General features: G+C 34.4%; 12 protein-coding genes and 1 pseudogene. 4 read left to right on the plus strand and 9 right to left on the minus strand.

What is annotated here, in order from left to right:
* Nucleotides 1-122 precede the first annotated feature (122 nt).
* Together AUF14_RS22285 and AUF14_RS22290 are read left to right on the plus strand one after the other, a co-directional pair.
* Nucleotides 123-1,271: a restriction endonuclease subunit S gene (locus AUF14_RS22285; RefSeq protein WP_070505176.1), complete on the plus strand. Its 1,149-nt coding sequence runs from the start codon at nt 123-125 to the stop codon at nt 1,269-1,271.
* A gap of 66 nt (nt 1,272-1,337) precedes the next feature.
* A complete protein-coding gene (locus AUF14_RS22290) occupies nt 1,338-2,264 on the plus strand; it encodes a site-specific integrase (protein ID WP_070505177.1) in 927 nt (308 codons plus the stop codon).
* Nucleotides 2,265-2,304: 40 nt separating this feature from the next.
* Here AUF14_RS22290 and AUF14_RS22295 read toward each other — a convergent pair whose 3' ends face one another.
* The 8 genes from AUF14_RS22295 to AUF14_RS23035 all read right to left on the minus strand — a co-directional run bounded on the left by AUF14_RS22295 (nt 2,305) and on the right by AUF14_RS23035 (nt 11,732).
* A complete protein-coding gene (locus AUF14_RS22295) occupies nt 2,305-3,534 on the minus strand; it encodes a restriction endonuclease subunit S (protein ID WP_102866654.1) in 1,230 nt (409 codons plus the stop codon).
* Entirely contained in the window at nt 3,527-5,122 is a 1,596-nt protein-coding gene (locus AUF14_RS22300; RefSeq protein WP_070505178.1) for a type I restriction-modification system subunit M, read from the minus strand. The genes AUF14_RS22295 and AUF14_RS22300 overlap by 8 nt, the downstream gene beginning before the upstream one ends.
* A gap of 36 nt (nt 5,123-5,158) precedes the next feature.
* Nucleotides 5,159-8,146 carry a type I restriction endonuclease subunit R gene (locus AUF14_RS22305; protein WP_070505179.1) on the minus strand — a complete coding sequence of 996 codons (2,988 nt, stop codon included), beginning with the start codon at nt 8,144-8,146 and terminating at the stop codon, nt 5,159-5,161.
* A 385-nt stretch (nt 8,147-8,531) separates the two neighbouring features.
* Nucleotides 8,532-9,566 carry a UvrD-helicase domain-containing protein gene (locus AUF14_RS22310; protein WP_227656427.1) on the minus strand — a complete coding sequence of 345 codons (1,035 nt, stop codon included), beginning with the start codon at nt 9,564-9,566 and terminating at the stop codon, nt 8,532-8,534.
* The gene (locus AUF14_RS23025; protein WP_227656428.1) at nt 9,539-9,838 is read right to left on the minus strand and encodes a hypothetical protein; all 300 of its coding nucleotides are present in this window, start codon (nt 9,836-9,838) and stop codon (nt 9,539-9,541) included. The genes AUF14_RS22310 and AUF14_RS23025 overlap by 28 nt, the downstream gene beginning before the upstream one ends.
* 110 nt (nt 9,839-9,948) lie before the next feature.
* Complete coding sequence (locus AUF14_RS23030) at nt 9,949-10,071, minus strand: UvrD-helicase domain-containing protein (RefSeq protein WP_227656429.1); 123 nt, start codon at nt 10,069-10,071, stop codon at nt 9,949-9,951.
* Nucleotides 10,072-11,496 (minus strand): ATP-dependent nuclease, encoded by a 1,425-nt coding sequence (locus AUF14_RS22315; protein ID WP_227656430.1) that lies wholly within the window; start codon nt 11,494-11,496, stop codon nt 10,072-10,074.
* A complete protein-coding gene (locus AUF14_RS23035) occupies nt 11,493-11,732 on the minus strand; it encodes a hypothetical protein (protein WP_227656431.1) in 240 nt (79 codons plus the stop codon). The genes AUF14_RS22315 and AUF14_RS23035 overlap by 4 nt, the downstream gene beginning before the upstream one ends.
* A 317-nt stretch (nt 11,733-12,049) precedes the next feature.
* Here AUF14_RS23035 and AUF14_RS22670 point away from each other — a divergent pair, with 317 nt between their 5' ends.
* Nucleotides 12,050-12,265: a hypothetical protein gene (locus AUF14_RS22670; RefSeq protein ID WP_193756259.1), complete on the plus strand. Its 216-nt coding sequence runs from the start codon at nt 12,050-12,052 to the stop codon at nt 12,263-12,265.
* A gap of 453 nt (nt 12,266-12,718) precedes the next feature.
* On the opposite strand, the gene AUF14_RS23040 is transcribed toward AUF14_RS22670, so the two are convergent.
* Nucleotides 12,719-12,976 (minus strand): hypothetical protein, encoded by a 258-nt coding sequence (locus AUF14_RS23040; protein ID WP_227656432.1) that lies wholly within the window; start codon nt 12,974-12,976, stop codon nt 12,719-12,721.
* 468 nt (nt 12,977-13,444) lie between these two features.
* On the opposite strand from AUF14_RS23040, the pseudogene AUF14_RS22335 reads away from it, so the two are divergent.
* A pseudogene (locus AUF14_RS22335) lies at nt 13,445-13,994 on the plus strand (IS110 family transposase); the annotation flags it as partial.

A 13,994-nucleotide genomic window follows, 5' to 3' on the forward strand; every position in this document is an offset into this window, starting at 1 on the left:
TCCCCATCCTCCGCCTCAGCAAACTTTCATAAGCTATGATACGGGTTCTTTTGGGAAAGTCAAGGAGGAAGAAAAACAATTAATGTACTTTGTAACTCTACTATTGTTTTGACGATTGGGAACTGCGTAAGTTAAATGAGTTAGCCGAGTTCAATCCTAAATCAAATTTACCTAATAAATTTGAATATGTTGATTTGGAGTCTGTAATTGGAACAGAGTTGATTGGACATAGGACAGAGAATAAAGAAACTGCTCCTTCAAGAGCACAACGACTAGCCAAAAAAAATGATGTATTTTATCAGACTGTACGACCTTATCAAAAAAACAATTATCTTTTCGATCTACCTTATGAAAACTATGTCTTTTCTACAGGATATGCGCAAATGAGACCAAAGAATAGTGGGTATTTTCTTCTGACTCTAGTACAAGAAGAAAAATTTGTAAATAGAGTTTTAGAAAGAAGTACAGGGACAAGCTATCCAGCAATAAACTCAAATGATCTTGCAAAATTATCTGTTAATGTTCCTAGCACTAATGATGAACAGAAAAAAATCGGTACCTTCTTCAAACAGCTTGATAACACTATCGCCCTTCATCAGCGTAAACTGGATTTATTAAAACGATTAAAACAGGCGTATTTGCAGAAGATGTTCCCTAAGAGTGGGGAGAAAGTGCCTGAAATACATTTTGCTGGTTTTTACGAGAATTGGGAACAGCGTAAGTTGGGGGAACTAGTTAGATTTTACTCCGGGTTAACTTATTCTCCACAAAATATAGTTTCTGAAAATGGAACTTTTGTCCTCAGATCTTCTAATGTTAAAAACGGAGAAATAGTAGATGCAGATAATGTCTATGTTAATTCTTCAGTTGTAAACGCGGACAATGTTCAGAAGGGAGATATTATTGTTGTTGTCCGAAATGGTTCTAGAGATTTAATTGGAAAACATGCTCAAATAAAAAGAACTATGAATCATACTGTAATTGGTGCATTTATGACAGGGATTCGTTCAAAAGAATCAAATTTTATAAATGCTTTATTAGATACAATACAGTTTAAGATAGAAATTAATAAAAATCTAGGAGCAACCATCAATCAAATTACTACTGGTTCTTTCAAAAAAATGACTTTCTCAATAACAGAAAGTAGAAATGAGCAAGAAAAAATTGGACTATTTTTCAAGACTCTGGACAATACTATCACCCAACATCAGAAGTACCTAGACCAACTAAAATCCTTAAAAATAGCTTTCCTAAAAAAAATGTTCGTATAAAAAAGTATTACCTTCTAAAAATAGTTATGATGGAATCTAAATAACTATTTTTAGGAGGTATTTTGTATGAGAAAAAAGAAAAAGGATGTATTGTTTCATCAATATTTTGAAGAATGGTTGGAACTTTACAAAGTTGGGGCGATTCGAGAGATTACATTGGACAAGTATTACGTAACACATCAGAGAATTATAGAATTAGCACCGAATTTACGTTTATCTGATTTGGATCGCAGGAATTATCAGATGCTTTTGAACGAATACGCTCTTACTCATGAAAAACAGACAACCATGGACTTTCATCATCAAATCAAAGGTGCAATTCTAGATGCAGTTGACGAAGGTTTAATTGAGAAAAATCCTACTCGGAAAATTATTATTAAAGGCAAAGAGCCTTGCAAAAAGAAACCAAAGTTTTTGAATCAATTTGAGTTACAATCTTTACTTAAGCAATTGGAATTAAATAAAGAAATTAACTGGGATTGGTTTATTCTGCTTATCGCAAAAACTGGACTACGTTTTTCAGAGGCTCTTGCCTTAACTCCAAAAGATTTTGATTATTTCAACCAGAGTCTAACAGTAACTAAAACGTGGAATTACAAAAAATCAAATGGTGAAATTCAACCTACAAAAAATGAATCCTCAAAAAGAAAAATTCAAATTGATTGGCAGATTAGTATGCAATTCTCCCAATTGACCAAAAATATGAATGAAGATAGTTTGATATTTGTGAATGGACGAGTGTTCAATTCAACAATCAATAAAAGACTTGAAGCGTTGTGTAAGAAAGCAAGTGTTCCGACCATTACTATACATGGCTTACGTCATACTCATGCATCTTTGTTGCTTTTTGCAGGTGTTTCTATCGCGAGTGTTGCTAGAAGATTGGGGCATTCAAGTATGACAACCACTCAGGAAACGTATTTGCATATTATTCAAGAATTGGAAAATCAAGACAATGATAAAATTATTCGACATTTGAGTGCATTAGTATAAGGAAAATCCCAGAAGATAATATGTCTTCTGGGAAATACAATTATATGAACATTTTACTTAAAAAAGCTGTTTTCATTTTTTTGAAAGCTTCATTTTTTTCTCGATGAAGGGCGATAATATCGTCAAGCTGTTTGAAAAAAAAACCGATTTGTTGTTGTTCATTAGAATCTGGAATTGAAATTTTTGTCTCTAATATATTTTTGTTATACAAACGTTTTATCGTACTTCCTTCTAGTCCTTGCCATTTTACTATTGTATAAAACTGCTTTAAAAAAGAATTTTCAATTCTATCATCATGGTTTAGCCAAACAATATTTGAATCTTGAAAATATTCATCTTTTCCCGTGTATTCAACTACCCTTCCAATACTACCAGAAGCAGAAATTAATAAATCTCCTATTTTAGGATAAGGGTATTTCGCTTTGTATTCTTCAAAAAGTTCATGAGTGATAAACGCATCTGCCTTTGAACCAAAAGTCCCTATTTTGAAAAAAGGAACATCACCATTGTCACTTGTTTGCTCTTTAAAAATACGTTTATTCATCGCAACTGAACCTAACTCTCCTAATTTACGCTGTTCCCATACCTCGTCAAAATCAGCAAAACGTATTTCTGGTACTTTCTCTCCATTCTTAGGGAACATCTTCTGCAAATACGCCTGTTTTAATCGTTTTAATAAATCCAGTTTACGCTGATGAAGGGCGAGAGTGTGGTTTAGACTTTTAAAGAAATCGCCAATCTTGTTTTGCTCATGCTCTGAAGGAAGATTAATATCAATATTTAGAAATTCTCCATTACGAATATGGACTTGCGTTGAGCCTTTTTTTTCTGCTGAGATGATCTTTCTATACTTATCGCTATTGGAGAATGAGATAAGAAAATCCTCATCCATACCTTCAAGCAACTCCAATTTATACACACCTTGTGGCATCAAAAATTGTTCGTCATCTCCTTCAATACGAACGATTCTCCCCATATTTGGAGCCGATGGAACTAGGTCTCTTAAAGAAGTTACGAGATTGTTTGTGTGAACGTGGCTAGTTATATTCTTTTCAAAGAAGTCTTTACTAATGTATTTACTGCCAGATAAATCTGCAATCCCAGTTGCATTAACAGCTCCCTTTGGAATCGTACGAATTCCATCTTCGAGATAGTCTGTTGGTTTGATAGATGCACCGCCAGACAATTTCTCAATAACACCAGAAAACTTACGCAGTTCCCAATCGTCAGTAAACCCCTTGAACCGTAATTCTGGAGTGTTTTTAGTCATGCTTAAACACTCCTTTTGTTGCTTCAATTATATCCTTCGTTTCAGGAGTAACAGCGAGTTCATCCAACATAGCTAGAAATTCAGTTTCTGTTTGTTTGATTTCGGCATTTATTTTTTGTATTTCACTGCTAACTTCAACAATATCGATAGGTTCGGCTTCTTCAAACGTATCAACATAACGAGGAATGTTTAGGTTGTACTCGTTCTCTTTAATCTCATCCAATGTTGCAATATGAGAGTATTTCTCTATTTCTTTGCGGTTAACTACTGTTTCAACAATTTTTTCAACATCTTCAGGGCGTAAGTGATTTTGTTTTTTCACTTTTTCAAAGTCCTTACTTGCGTCAACAAACAATATATCCGACTCCACGCGGTTTTTTCTCAAAATCAATACACACACCGGAATGGAGGTATTTAAGAATAATTTATCGGGAAATCCAATAACAGTTTCAATCTGATGTTTATCAATTAATGCCTTACGAATTCGACCTTCTGCTGCTCCTCGAAATAGCACCCCATGGGGTAAAATAATTGCCATACGTCCATTATCTTTTAAGTGATACAGACAATGTAGCAAGAAAGCATAGTCCGCTTTTGTTTTAGGTGCTACCCCATACTCGCGCCAGCGCTGATCATCTTCGCGTTCTTTGTTATTCCAATGAGCTGAATATGGTGGATTTGCCATTACAGCATCGAACATTCGAGGTGAATCTTTTCCATCTACAACACCATCAGGCCAGTCACTTTCGAGTGTGTCGGCATGATTAACATTGATATCGTTAAACTCTACTCCATGCATCATCAAGTTCATTCTTGATAAACGATAAGGAGTGGCATCTTTTTCTTGTCCGTAATATTTTATCATCCCACGTTTTTTAGAATTCTTCATATAACTTGCGGTAGTAAGTAATAGTGAACCTGAACCAACCGTCGGATCATAAATATGGAAACTTTCTTCATCCTCTCTTCCAAAAGTTAAAATTCGAGCCATCACGTTAGAAATTTCTTTTGGCGTGTAGTATTGTCCCATATCTGAGGCCAAAACTGTCGCAAATTGGCGAACTAAATATTCATAAATATCTGAGACCGTATCTTCATCACCAGACAAATCAAATTCTGGAGAAGATAATAAATCAATCATTGAAATCATTACGCTCGCACGAGATTGCGCAGTTGCTCCCAGATCAGCGCTATCAAAACGCATACCATCAAAAATCCCTTCAAAATCACCACGTGCTTCAAAAGCAATTTGTTGGTTAAAATGACCAAATGCATCGGTCATCATGCCAATATTAAAACAGTCTGTATCAATCGCTTGCTTCCAATCAGCAAAAAAATCATTTGGTTGAATCGCGTAACCAAGGTTCTTTTTCATATATTCTAAAGCTTTCGCAGAGTCTTGGGTATAGACACTTTCCCACGTTTCACCGCGTAACACACTTTCTAGCCAATGGGTTGCTTTCTCTGATAAATATTTATAAAACAATATACCGAATATATAATCTTTGTAGGCAGTTAGTCCAATCTGTCCTCGCGTTTGATTGAGCATCGCCCACATTTTAGTTTTTTGTTCGTTAGATAGTGCCATTAACTTCTGTCCTACTTCCTATTATTTTGAAATTTTCTATAACGAATTGAAGAATTCCATCAACGCTTCTTCAAACTCCGAAGCACCGAAGAAACTGATGTCTTCTTCGTCCTCGATCGCGCGAACAATTTCCGAGAGCTGTGGATTATCAATTAGCGTGTGTCCTGGTAAGAATAAGTCAAACGCTTCTACAATCCGATTTCCATTAACATGTTGATCCGCAGCCCAACGTCGAATTTTTAGCTCACGGTATTCCGTACGATATTTTTTACGAGTATTCTGTAATGACTCGGTTGTAAAGTGCTCGGTTATCTCACCAGCTTCAATATCAACGACAATCGCATTGATTTCTTGGCGACTTTCCTCATCCATTGGCGTGATATGTTTCTCAATCGCCACTTTATTTGTTTCATTTTTGTCATCCATAAATGTATTCAAGAGCTCCACTAACATGTCATAATCTATAATTTGATGATCGTAGAACTTAATACCTATCTTAATTTCTGTAAGATCAGGACGTTCATCTTCAGGTATTTTCTCTCTAGCATCGTTTAATCGGGCTTGCAAAGCACCAAATTCTTCTATGCTTGAAATATCTAGACGAACTTTTTTACCTGTAGGTTCATTTTTCTCGTCTAACTCATCAATCTCGCTTCCCAATTCGTAACCTTGTTGCACCAAACGTTGAATCTTATTCTGTGTAGGTAAAGCAAGATGTACAAATTCTTTTAGAGCCTTTTGACCAAGTGGAATTTGACTAAAGTCATCTCCTGCAAGTTCTTTTAGCTTAGAAACAGCGTCTTCCAGCTCTTTTATTTGATCACTTTGTGGTTTAGCTAAGATATTGTCATCTTCTAATTCCTTGGTTCGTTCATCTTCCGATTCTTCTTCTGCCTCTTGAAGAGTATCATTTCCACCTCTTGTATAAATACGCAGTGCATTTTCAACGAACTCTTTCATTTCGTCTCCTTGACGATAAAAACGCACTTTCCCATGCGGCTTACTATTAAGGTTATATGTTCTATTAGTCCGAGACATCGCTTGAATTAGCATGCCTTCTTTAAGCATCTTATCCATGTAGATCATATTGACATATTTAGAATCAAATCCCGTCAATAGCTGATCCGAAACGATCACTAAATCCAATCGATCTTCTTCTTTACCTTGATTGTAAGGTTTTTTACGAGCTAACCGCTTAGTGATATCAATCATATAAGCGCGTGACGGATCTTTTGCATTCAAAATACTTGGTACATTGAATTTCTGTGTATAATCTAGAATAGCCTTTTTTAGTATCTCATTTAATTCTTTAGTACCACGTTCATTCGATTCATCCCGAGAAAAGGTCATGGCAACATTTAAATGTGGGGCCTTTTCTTTGAAAATATTATAATAATGCGCAACTGCCTGCTTACCAGAGACAGCAAGCATTGCTTGAAAAGCATTTTCTTCACGTCTACCAGCAATCAATGCCCCACCAGAAGTTTTTTTCCAGTTATCCAAAATATCTTGGACTACTTGTTGACGATAAACATCACTTTGATAAACTTCCTTTTCATAGTCATGTTCAGAAAAGTCATTTTGAGGATGTTCTACTACCCAATGAGGTTTGAAGTAAGTGACATCGAATCCAAGAACGTTACCATCACCAATCGCATCCTTGATAGTATAGGTATGCAGTCTTTTTCCGAAAATATCATGTGTGGAAATATCTCGTGTTGTTTTTACATCATTGATTTCATCACTATAAAAGTTTGGGGTTCCGGTAAAACCAAACCATGTTGTCTTTTTGAAAGCTTTTTTGATCAGTCCGACTGATTCACCACTGGCACTACGATGAGCCTCATCCATGATGATAACGTTCCAATCATCATTCTTCAGCCCTCTTTTTACTGCTTTTGTTAATCCTTGAACAGAAATTAATAGAATTTGTGAAGCTCCCTTACGTTTCAATTCTCGCTTTAATTCATGTCCATTCACTTTCTTAATACGCTTTTTAAAATGTATATAAGCAAAATCTTTAAAGTTTTCCAATGTTTGGTCAATCAAATCAACACGGTCCACAATAAAAAGTACATTCCGAATTCGAGGCGCTGACGCTAACAACTGTGCAACTTTAAAAGAAGTCACTGTCTTACCAGAACCAGTGGTATGCCAAATATAGCCACCCTCTTTTTCAATAAGATCATTGGCTTCCATATCTTTCATTCGCTGCAAGATTTCTCTTGTAGCCTGAATTTGATAACTACGCATTACCATTAAATTATCATTCGAAGCATCGGGTATCATATTCACCGTTATCAACCGATGCAGGGCAGGAATTCCCATCACTTGATGCGCAAATTCAAAAGCATCTGTAATGTCCTTATTATTTTCATCACGCCAACCGAATACATAAGTTTGATTGTAATGTTCGAATGCATTTGGTCGAGCAAAATAATGTGCAGAATGTTGGCTCAAAATAAACTGCACCTGCACAAAGGAAAACAGACCTTTGTAGAGTCCATCGCCATGATATCCTTTAAGCTGTTCGAACGCATTCCATTGATTTTGTAAATGTTCGTCTTTCTCCTCAACATGAGCTACTGGAAGTCCATTGATGAGTAAAGCAATGTCAATAATCCGTTTTGTCGTCAATCCTTTTGGTAAATCCGTAAATGATATCTGACTTACAACTTCATAACGAGAACGGCCTCCCGCAACATCATCTTCATAAAAAATCTCAACTTCCAAACTTGAACCGTCATCCCGAGTAATTGGGATAGATCCTATTCCCCCAGCACCTACTAATAAAAGTTGAGCATCATAAGGAGTTTGAATACGTTGTAGAGCTTGAAGAATCAGTCCAAATTCAATATCTGATAAAGGTATTCCATTTAATTTATGAGCATTCGTTTCGTTTAAGATTTCCCGCCAATGTTCTTCAAGCTTTTTAATACTCACATTGGAGAAATCTTTACGATAAGTCCACCCTTCAGCTTCCAGCTTGCTAATCAGGGCTGCTTCAAATTTTGCTTCTGCCACTTCACTACTTCCTTCCACTTTTTTGAGCATCTTCTATAAAAATTCTAAATCCATCCTATTGTTGTTCTATTTACGTTGCGTTACAGCGTAAGCTTCAACAATTTCAATTATAACTGAAAAGCAAGTTTTTTTGCTATTTATTATGAGATTTGTCAATTATACGATATGACTTATTATTTAGAAGCAAGTCACTTCATTAATTTGATGTAAAAAAAAATCGCAAATAAAACTACTTGCTATTTCTATATTACAAGATCGCAAGTAGTTTTGTTAAATTATTGAGTTTCAGAAGTGCATATTTCAAATATACATTTAAATCACAAATCACAAAAAATGCATTAAAACTATATAGTCCATTTTCAAAGTCGGCAATTATCATTAGTTACTAAGTATGATCGATTATTTTGTACAAGTTTTTCATATCGGTAATACCTGAATTTCTTGCTATCACATTAATACTATTGCTGTACCTTCCATCCTCTAGCATAACAAATTTATTTTCGGCTCTAGTAACACAAACATAGTGATTATTTCTTTCCCCTTCTTGGCTGAAATTATAGTATCCACTAAAACTGATCACTTGATTGAATTCTAGCCCTTTTGAGCCAAATACAGTCATAACTTTGTGCAAATCATTTGACTTTATGAATGCAGGATAAAACATTTCATTTGAAAGAGTCTCCAATAGAAGTTTAATTTCATCATCTGTTATATCTAAACCAAAATGTTCATTAAATCTAGATATAATCCTAAAAAAAGAAGATGTAATTTCATCTTTAGATGTATTAGGAGGTAATGGAATGATTTGTTCCAAAGGGCTTAATAGGCTTTCAATCCTTTTCAAAATTGATCGATTTTGTTCAATCCTCAAAACATCAGCAACATCGTAAACTGAATACCTATTATCTAGTATGTAGCAGGCTATAGATTTTAATATACTAGAATGATCACTGCTCTCATCTATCGGTGTCCTAGGAATAAAAACGAAATTATATCCATAAAACTTTAGATTCTCGGCTATTGATTGAGCATGGTCATTTCTATTAGCTATAATTGTCACGCTTCTGTTGATATCTAGTTCACCCGACCTAAATAGTGAATCAATGGAATTCAGATCATTATTGGTTAAGCAATGTATTACATGAGAAACGTTTTCTGCCCGATTATTATCGAACTGCGAGTTATTATGCATAAGATTAGCATAATTAACAATCTCAAAATCACTTCTAAAATTAGTAATTAATTCAAAACTTTGAATTCCTTCCGCTTCAAGTAACTCAAAAATATTTCTTTGAGCTCCTCGCCACAAATATATTGCCTGCTTTCCATCTCCCACAATAAAAAGTTCAATCCCTAATACATTTTTCATATACATGAACAGTTCATGCATGTTCATATCAGAATCTTGATATTCATCCAAAAAATAGTTGAATATTTTGCTCTAAAGTACTCCCTTGCAGCCTGACTATTTTCTAAGATTTTTTTTGCCAATTCAAATTTGAAATTGTGGTTATTATTTCGATAAGTTCCTAGCGTATTCCTTACACGTAAAACTTCCATCCCTTCATCGAAAGAATCAAACCTTTTAGATACATCGTAGGAAACAAGAAACTCTCGCTGATACTCTTCCCCAAAAGCATCAACTAAAAAAGGGCGAATTATTTCATGCTCAACAAAGGAATCATTTGTCATTGCAACAAAATCCTTTATAACCTCTAAATCTCTCGCTTTCTTTTTAATCTCTTCTGTCGCCTTAACTGTAAATGTGATCGCTGCAACAGTTCTATGATCTAAAATCTCATTCAGTACTTTTGAGATTTTTTAATCATTATTGTAGTTTTTCCAGAACCTGCACTGGCTGAAACGACGATACTTCCATTTGCAATTAGGATATCCTCTCTTACTTGTTCATCAATAATATCCATTTAATCACCTACTAATTTTTTTAGCGCTTTAAATCTGTCGTGGTTAAAAATTTTTAGACAATTCAAATTAGTTAAATCATCAATCAATTTCAACATGTTCAACAATTTTTTATCTTGAAGTGACTTGACTGGATCGATTTCACCAAAAACTTTTTTCAGTTGATCAGGAATTACTTCATATAGATCATTTTCTAAATCAACTCTGGAAAGAAAAATATTGTTTTTTTCAAAATTACTGAGCACTTCCTTGTACTGATTATATAATTCTTTTTTCTTTTCAAAAACAAGCTTGTTTTTACGCTGGACTAACCAAGTAGACTTACCATCTTTATCAGTACAAGAATAGTCTATTTCAATTTCATCTAAATTTTCTTGATTAATCAGTTTACAGCAACGATTAAATCCAATTGGATCAAATAATGTCTTATTTCCCTTTTTGGCTTTTAAATCATTATCAGTCTTAACTATAGGAATAATGTTCAAGGATTTTAGTATATCAAAATAAGGTTTAAATTTAATTCCATCTACTAGAAGTATATATCCGCCGTCTAACTCATATGTTGGCTTAATAACTGACAACACCTTTTCAAATAAAGCTTTTTCCGATGGTCCCTCAATAAGTAATACTCGATCAGAAAATAATGCTTTAGTCAATGACTCGTTGAGTTCTTTCTTAATTGATGAGAACTCACTAGGTACTTTAAATAGAAATGATTCACATAGAGTTCTATCTTCTGAATAAATTCTAACCAATGAGGCATTATCCATTTCATATAGTAATTCAGAAGAGTGAGTTGACAGTACAAAATAATCATAAACTGAATTAGTAAACAGTTGCTTAGACAAAGCAATTTGCATTGAGCGATGCAAACTATTCTCAGGTTCCTCAATTAAATAAAGTGTAATCCTATCTGAGTCATATTCTTTATTTAAGTAATTTAAAAGTGAATAAGCTAATATCTTTTTTCTTCCATCACCTGAAGTAGGGTAAAGAGAGTCATCTCCTTCTTTTTTTATATACGGATGAATATCGCTAAAAAAACCCTTAATAGCCATTTCTGATTGTAACTCAATTGTTATCTTTTCTTTTTTTAACTGCTGATATTCATCAGTTAACTCACTTTGAAAGCTTTGTATAACATCCATTGAGCTGATCTTACTATTTACCTGATTCGTGAGTTTATCAATATCTTCCTTAATCTCAATATCAGAGTCAATCATCTTTTTTTGTTCAAATAGTTTTCTTCTGTTTTTGGAAAAGACTGTATCTAAATCTATCGTCGGGTCTACATAGACGACATTGAATAATTTATCTAAAATGGTAAAGCTTCCATTTTGAGGAACACTCTCTAACTTCTCTAGGTCGTTCCCCCAAAACAACTCTGGTATCCCCATTGCTTCAGCCGCATCGTATTTTCCAATCACCTGAAAATAAATAAATTTAGCTCTGAACTGGTTCTTGCACCTCCTACTTTTGCAACTATATGTTGTGAATCAAGATTATCCTCATAATCACTCAAATCGATTTCTAAAGTAATCTTGATATCGTTATCTAATTCACGTTGATAAAAATCACTCTCACTAAATCCATTAATTCTTACTTTACGCTCTAATAAGTATCGCAATGAAGATAGTAAATTAGTCTTCCCGACATCGTTCATTCCAATACAACGTTCTTATTAGATAAACAAATCTTTGAATACTTAAATTTCTAAAATTTTCTACCATAAGCTTACTTAATTTCATCTTATCCTTCACAACCCTTTCGTTACTCTTAAATTATACTGAAAGAAACCGTTCTAAAAAATCTACTTAAAGTTCATATGAAATAGATTTCAAAAAGAGAAATAAATTTGCTATGATAACAAATAATCTCAAATAAGCTCTGATCATCAATTTTTTCGAACGTGATAATCTCTTTTTTAACTATTCTTCTATTCTGAACTTCTTCATTTGGCCTTGCATTCTTTCCTACTAAGTGCCTTCATCACTTAAACTTCACTTCTTCGTCAGCCGTTTGAGATATATCCAAGCGATTCTTAACATTGATTCTATTTACCAACCAACCTCTAAAATTACATTGTTGGAAAAAATCATCGATTTGATTTACTCCATTGATTTCTCTCAACGTCACAACAACCCAAATTGTTTTGCTGGTAAGAATGACAGACACCATTTAGCCATGGGCAAGTAAACTTTATTCCACAATTTCATCATGACATTCCCTACCGACCGGTTGGCTCTCTCGATTGGTTTAGAAGGTATTTGTAAATGAAAGCTAGTCCCACTACTATTATTAATAGGATAAAGAAACGATTCATGTCTTGTCCTTTCTGACGCAATCTAAAGTAATGATGTTTCTTAAATTCATAGTCTGGAATGGTATCCTTACAAATCCAACACAACCCTATCTACGATCTTTAATTTCACATTTCTCTCATTACTTACATTGTACTTCACTTCAACATCCACCAAATAATAAACGACATGCTGTAAGTCCTCTTCTGTTACATCTGCCTCAGTTGCACTCGTTGTTTGTTTATACCTAAGCTTGACAATGTTCCCTTTTTTGAAGCTTTCTGGTTCCTCTGTTTCAATAATGCTTGATCCAAATAGCTGTCAACCAGCACCACATAAGACTTTTCTCCTATGGTTCGAACACTCGTAACAAAGAAATAGTCGGTCCGTGTTTGAACAGGGTTTCTACTAGAAGCAAATCCAATGACTGTACTTTTCTTGGATTTGAGATAGCCACTCTTTCCTCATCCTCATTGAACAAGTCCATAGGTGTTACTTGTTCTAATTCATCATAGGTAAAATTGATAATCTCATCTTTTTCGTATTTCAATTTCGTCTTCGTATCCCACTGTAAAAGGGTGCCGCTAGAAATATCTTGAAAAATCACATTGACATAATAGCCTTAGATGCGCCATCGGAACTCTGTTATCAATACTAATTACTTTTGCTATTGTATATTTCTCATCGTATACCTACTCGTAATATATATTTTGAAGAAACTTTCATTCCTTCAATCGCCCTTAGGGGCTATTCCTATATGTTTAAATAATAACGATTACTACTTGGATACTGTAGATATTCCTGAATAATAAGTCTTGGAAAGGACTTACGGGAAGACGCTATCACCTTCTGCAGTTTTACTGCGACAGAAAGTCTGTGACCCGAACCGTTGGATTAACCTCCAACACACTAGCTGAGTCCATTGACCTCTACCAATCCTAGTAGAGATTGGGTGGCTTAGAGGTTTAATGAATGAAACTCTATTATGCGAGGCTGTCGTTAGACAACGTGATTCTGGGATATCCCACAGTACCCAAGCAATTTCCGAATAATCAATGAAAGGAGGTCCTTCCACATGAAACTATTTGTCGGTTTAGACGTTAGTTCTGAAAAATTAGATGCTTGCTTTATGACAGACGATTCAACTTGCTCTGTTTTAAAAGAAGCATCTTATGGAAATAGTCAACTTGGCGCAAGCCAGATCAAAGAATACATTCTCGAATTTTCTCAAAAATTTGAGATAGAGAGCTTAGTGATTGGAATGGAGGCCACATCTTTATATAGCTTTATCCAGCTATGTTTTTTAAAGAAGATCTTGAGTTAAATCAATTGAACCTTATGTTTCAGTTGAACAACCAAATAAAATTAAAAAGTATCGTGATATTTTTGAAGAAAACAAAAACGATCAAATTGATGCTTTTTATATCGCTGACTATTTTCGCATCCAAAGGCAAGTCAACTCCATCATTAAAGAGGAAGAATACCTTGCCCTCCAACACTTAACTAGAACGCGTTATCAGCTAATTAAACAGCTGGTTCGTACAAAGCAACACTTTATCGAAAACATTTATTATAAATGCAACACGCTTTCTAAGAACTAAAAGCAGAAGGTGGATCCGTTTTAA

Source organism: Enterococcus avium (assembly GCF_002891025.1).
Taxonomy (GTDB): Bacteria; Bacillota; Bacilli; order Lactobacillales; family Enterococcaceae; genus Enterococcus_A; species Enterococcus_A avium.

Bases quoted from the DNA above. Each gene is read 5' to 3' on its own strand.
- AUF14_RS23035 (WP_227656431.1), bottom strand. From the start codon at position 11,732: ATGAACGATGTCGGGAAGACTAATTTACTATCTTCATTGCGATACTTA.
- AUF14_RS22290 (WP_070505177.1), top strand. From the start codon at position 1,338: ATGAGAAAAAAGAAAAAGGATGTATTGTTTCATCAATATTTTGAAGAA.
- AUF14_RS23030 (WP_227656429.1), bottom strand. From the start codon at position 10,071: ATGGATATTATTGATGAACAAGTAAGAGAGGATATCCTAATTGCAAAT.
- AUF14_RS22295 (WP_102866654.1), bottom strand. From the start codon at position 3,534: ATGACTAAAAACACTCCAGAATTACGGTTCAAGGGGTTTACTGACGAT.
- AUF14_RS23025 (WP_227656428.1), bottom strand. From the start codon at position 9,838: ATGACAAATGATTCCTTTGTTGAGCATGAAATAATTCGCCCTTTTTTA.
- AUF14_RS22300 (WP_070505178.1), bottom strand. From the start codon at position 5,122: ATGGCACTATCTAACGAACAAAAAACTAAAATGTGGGCGATGCTCAAT.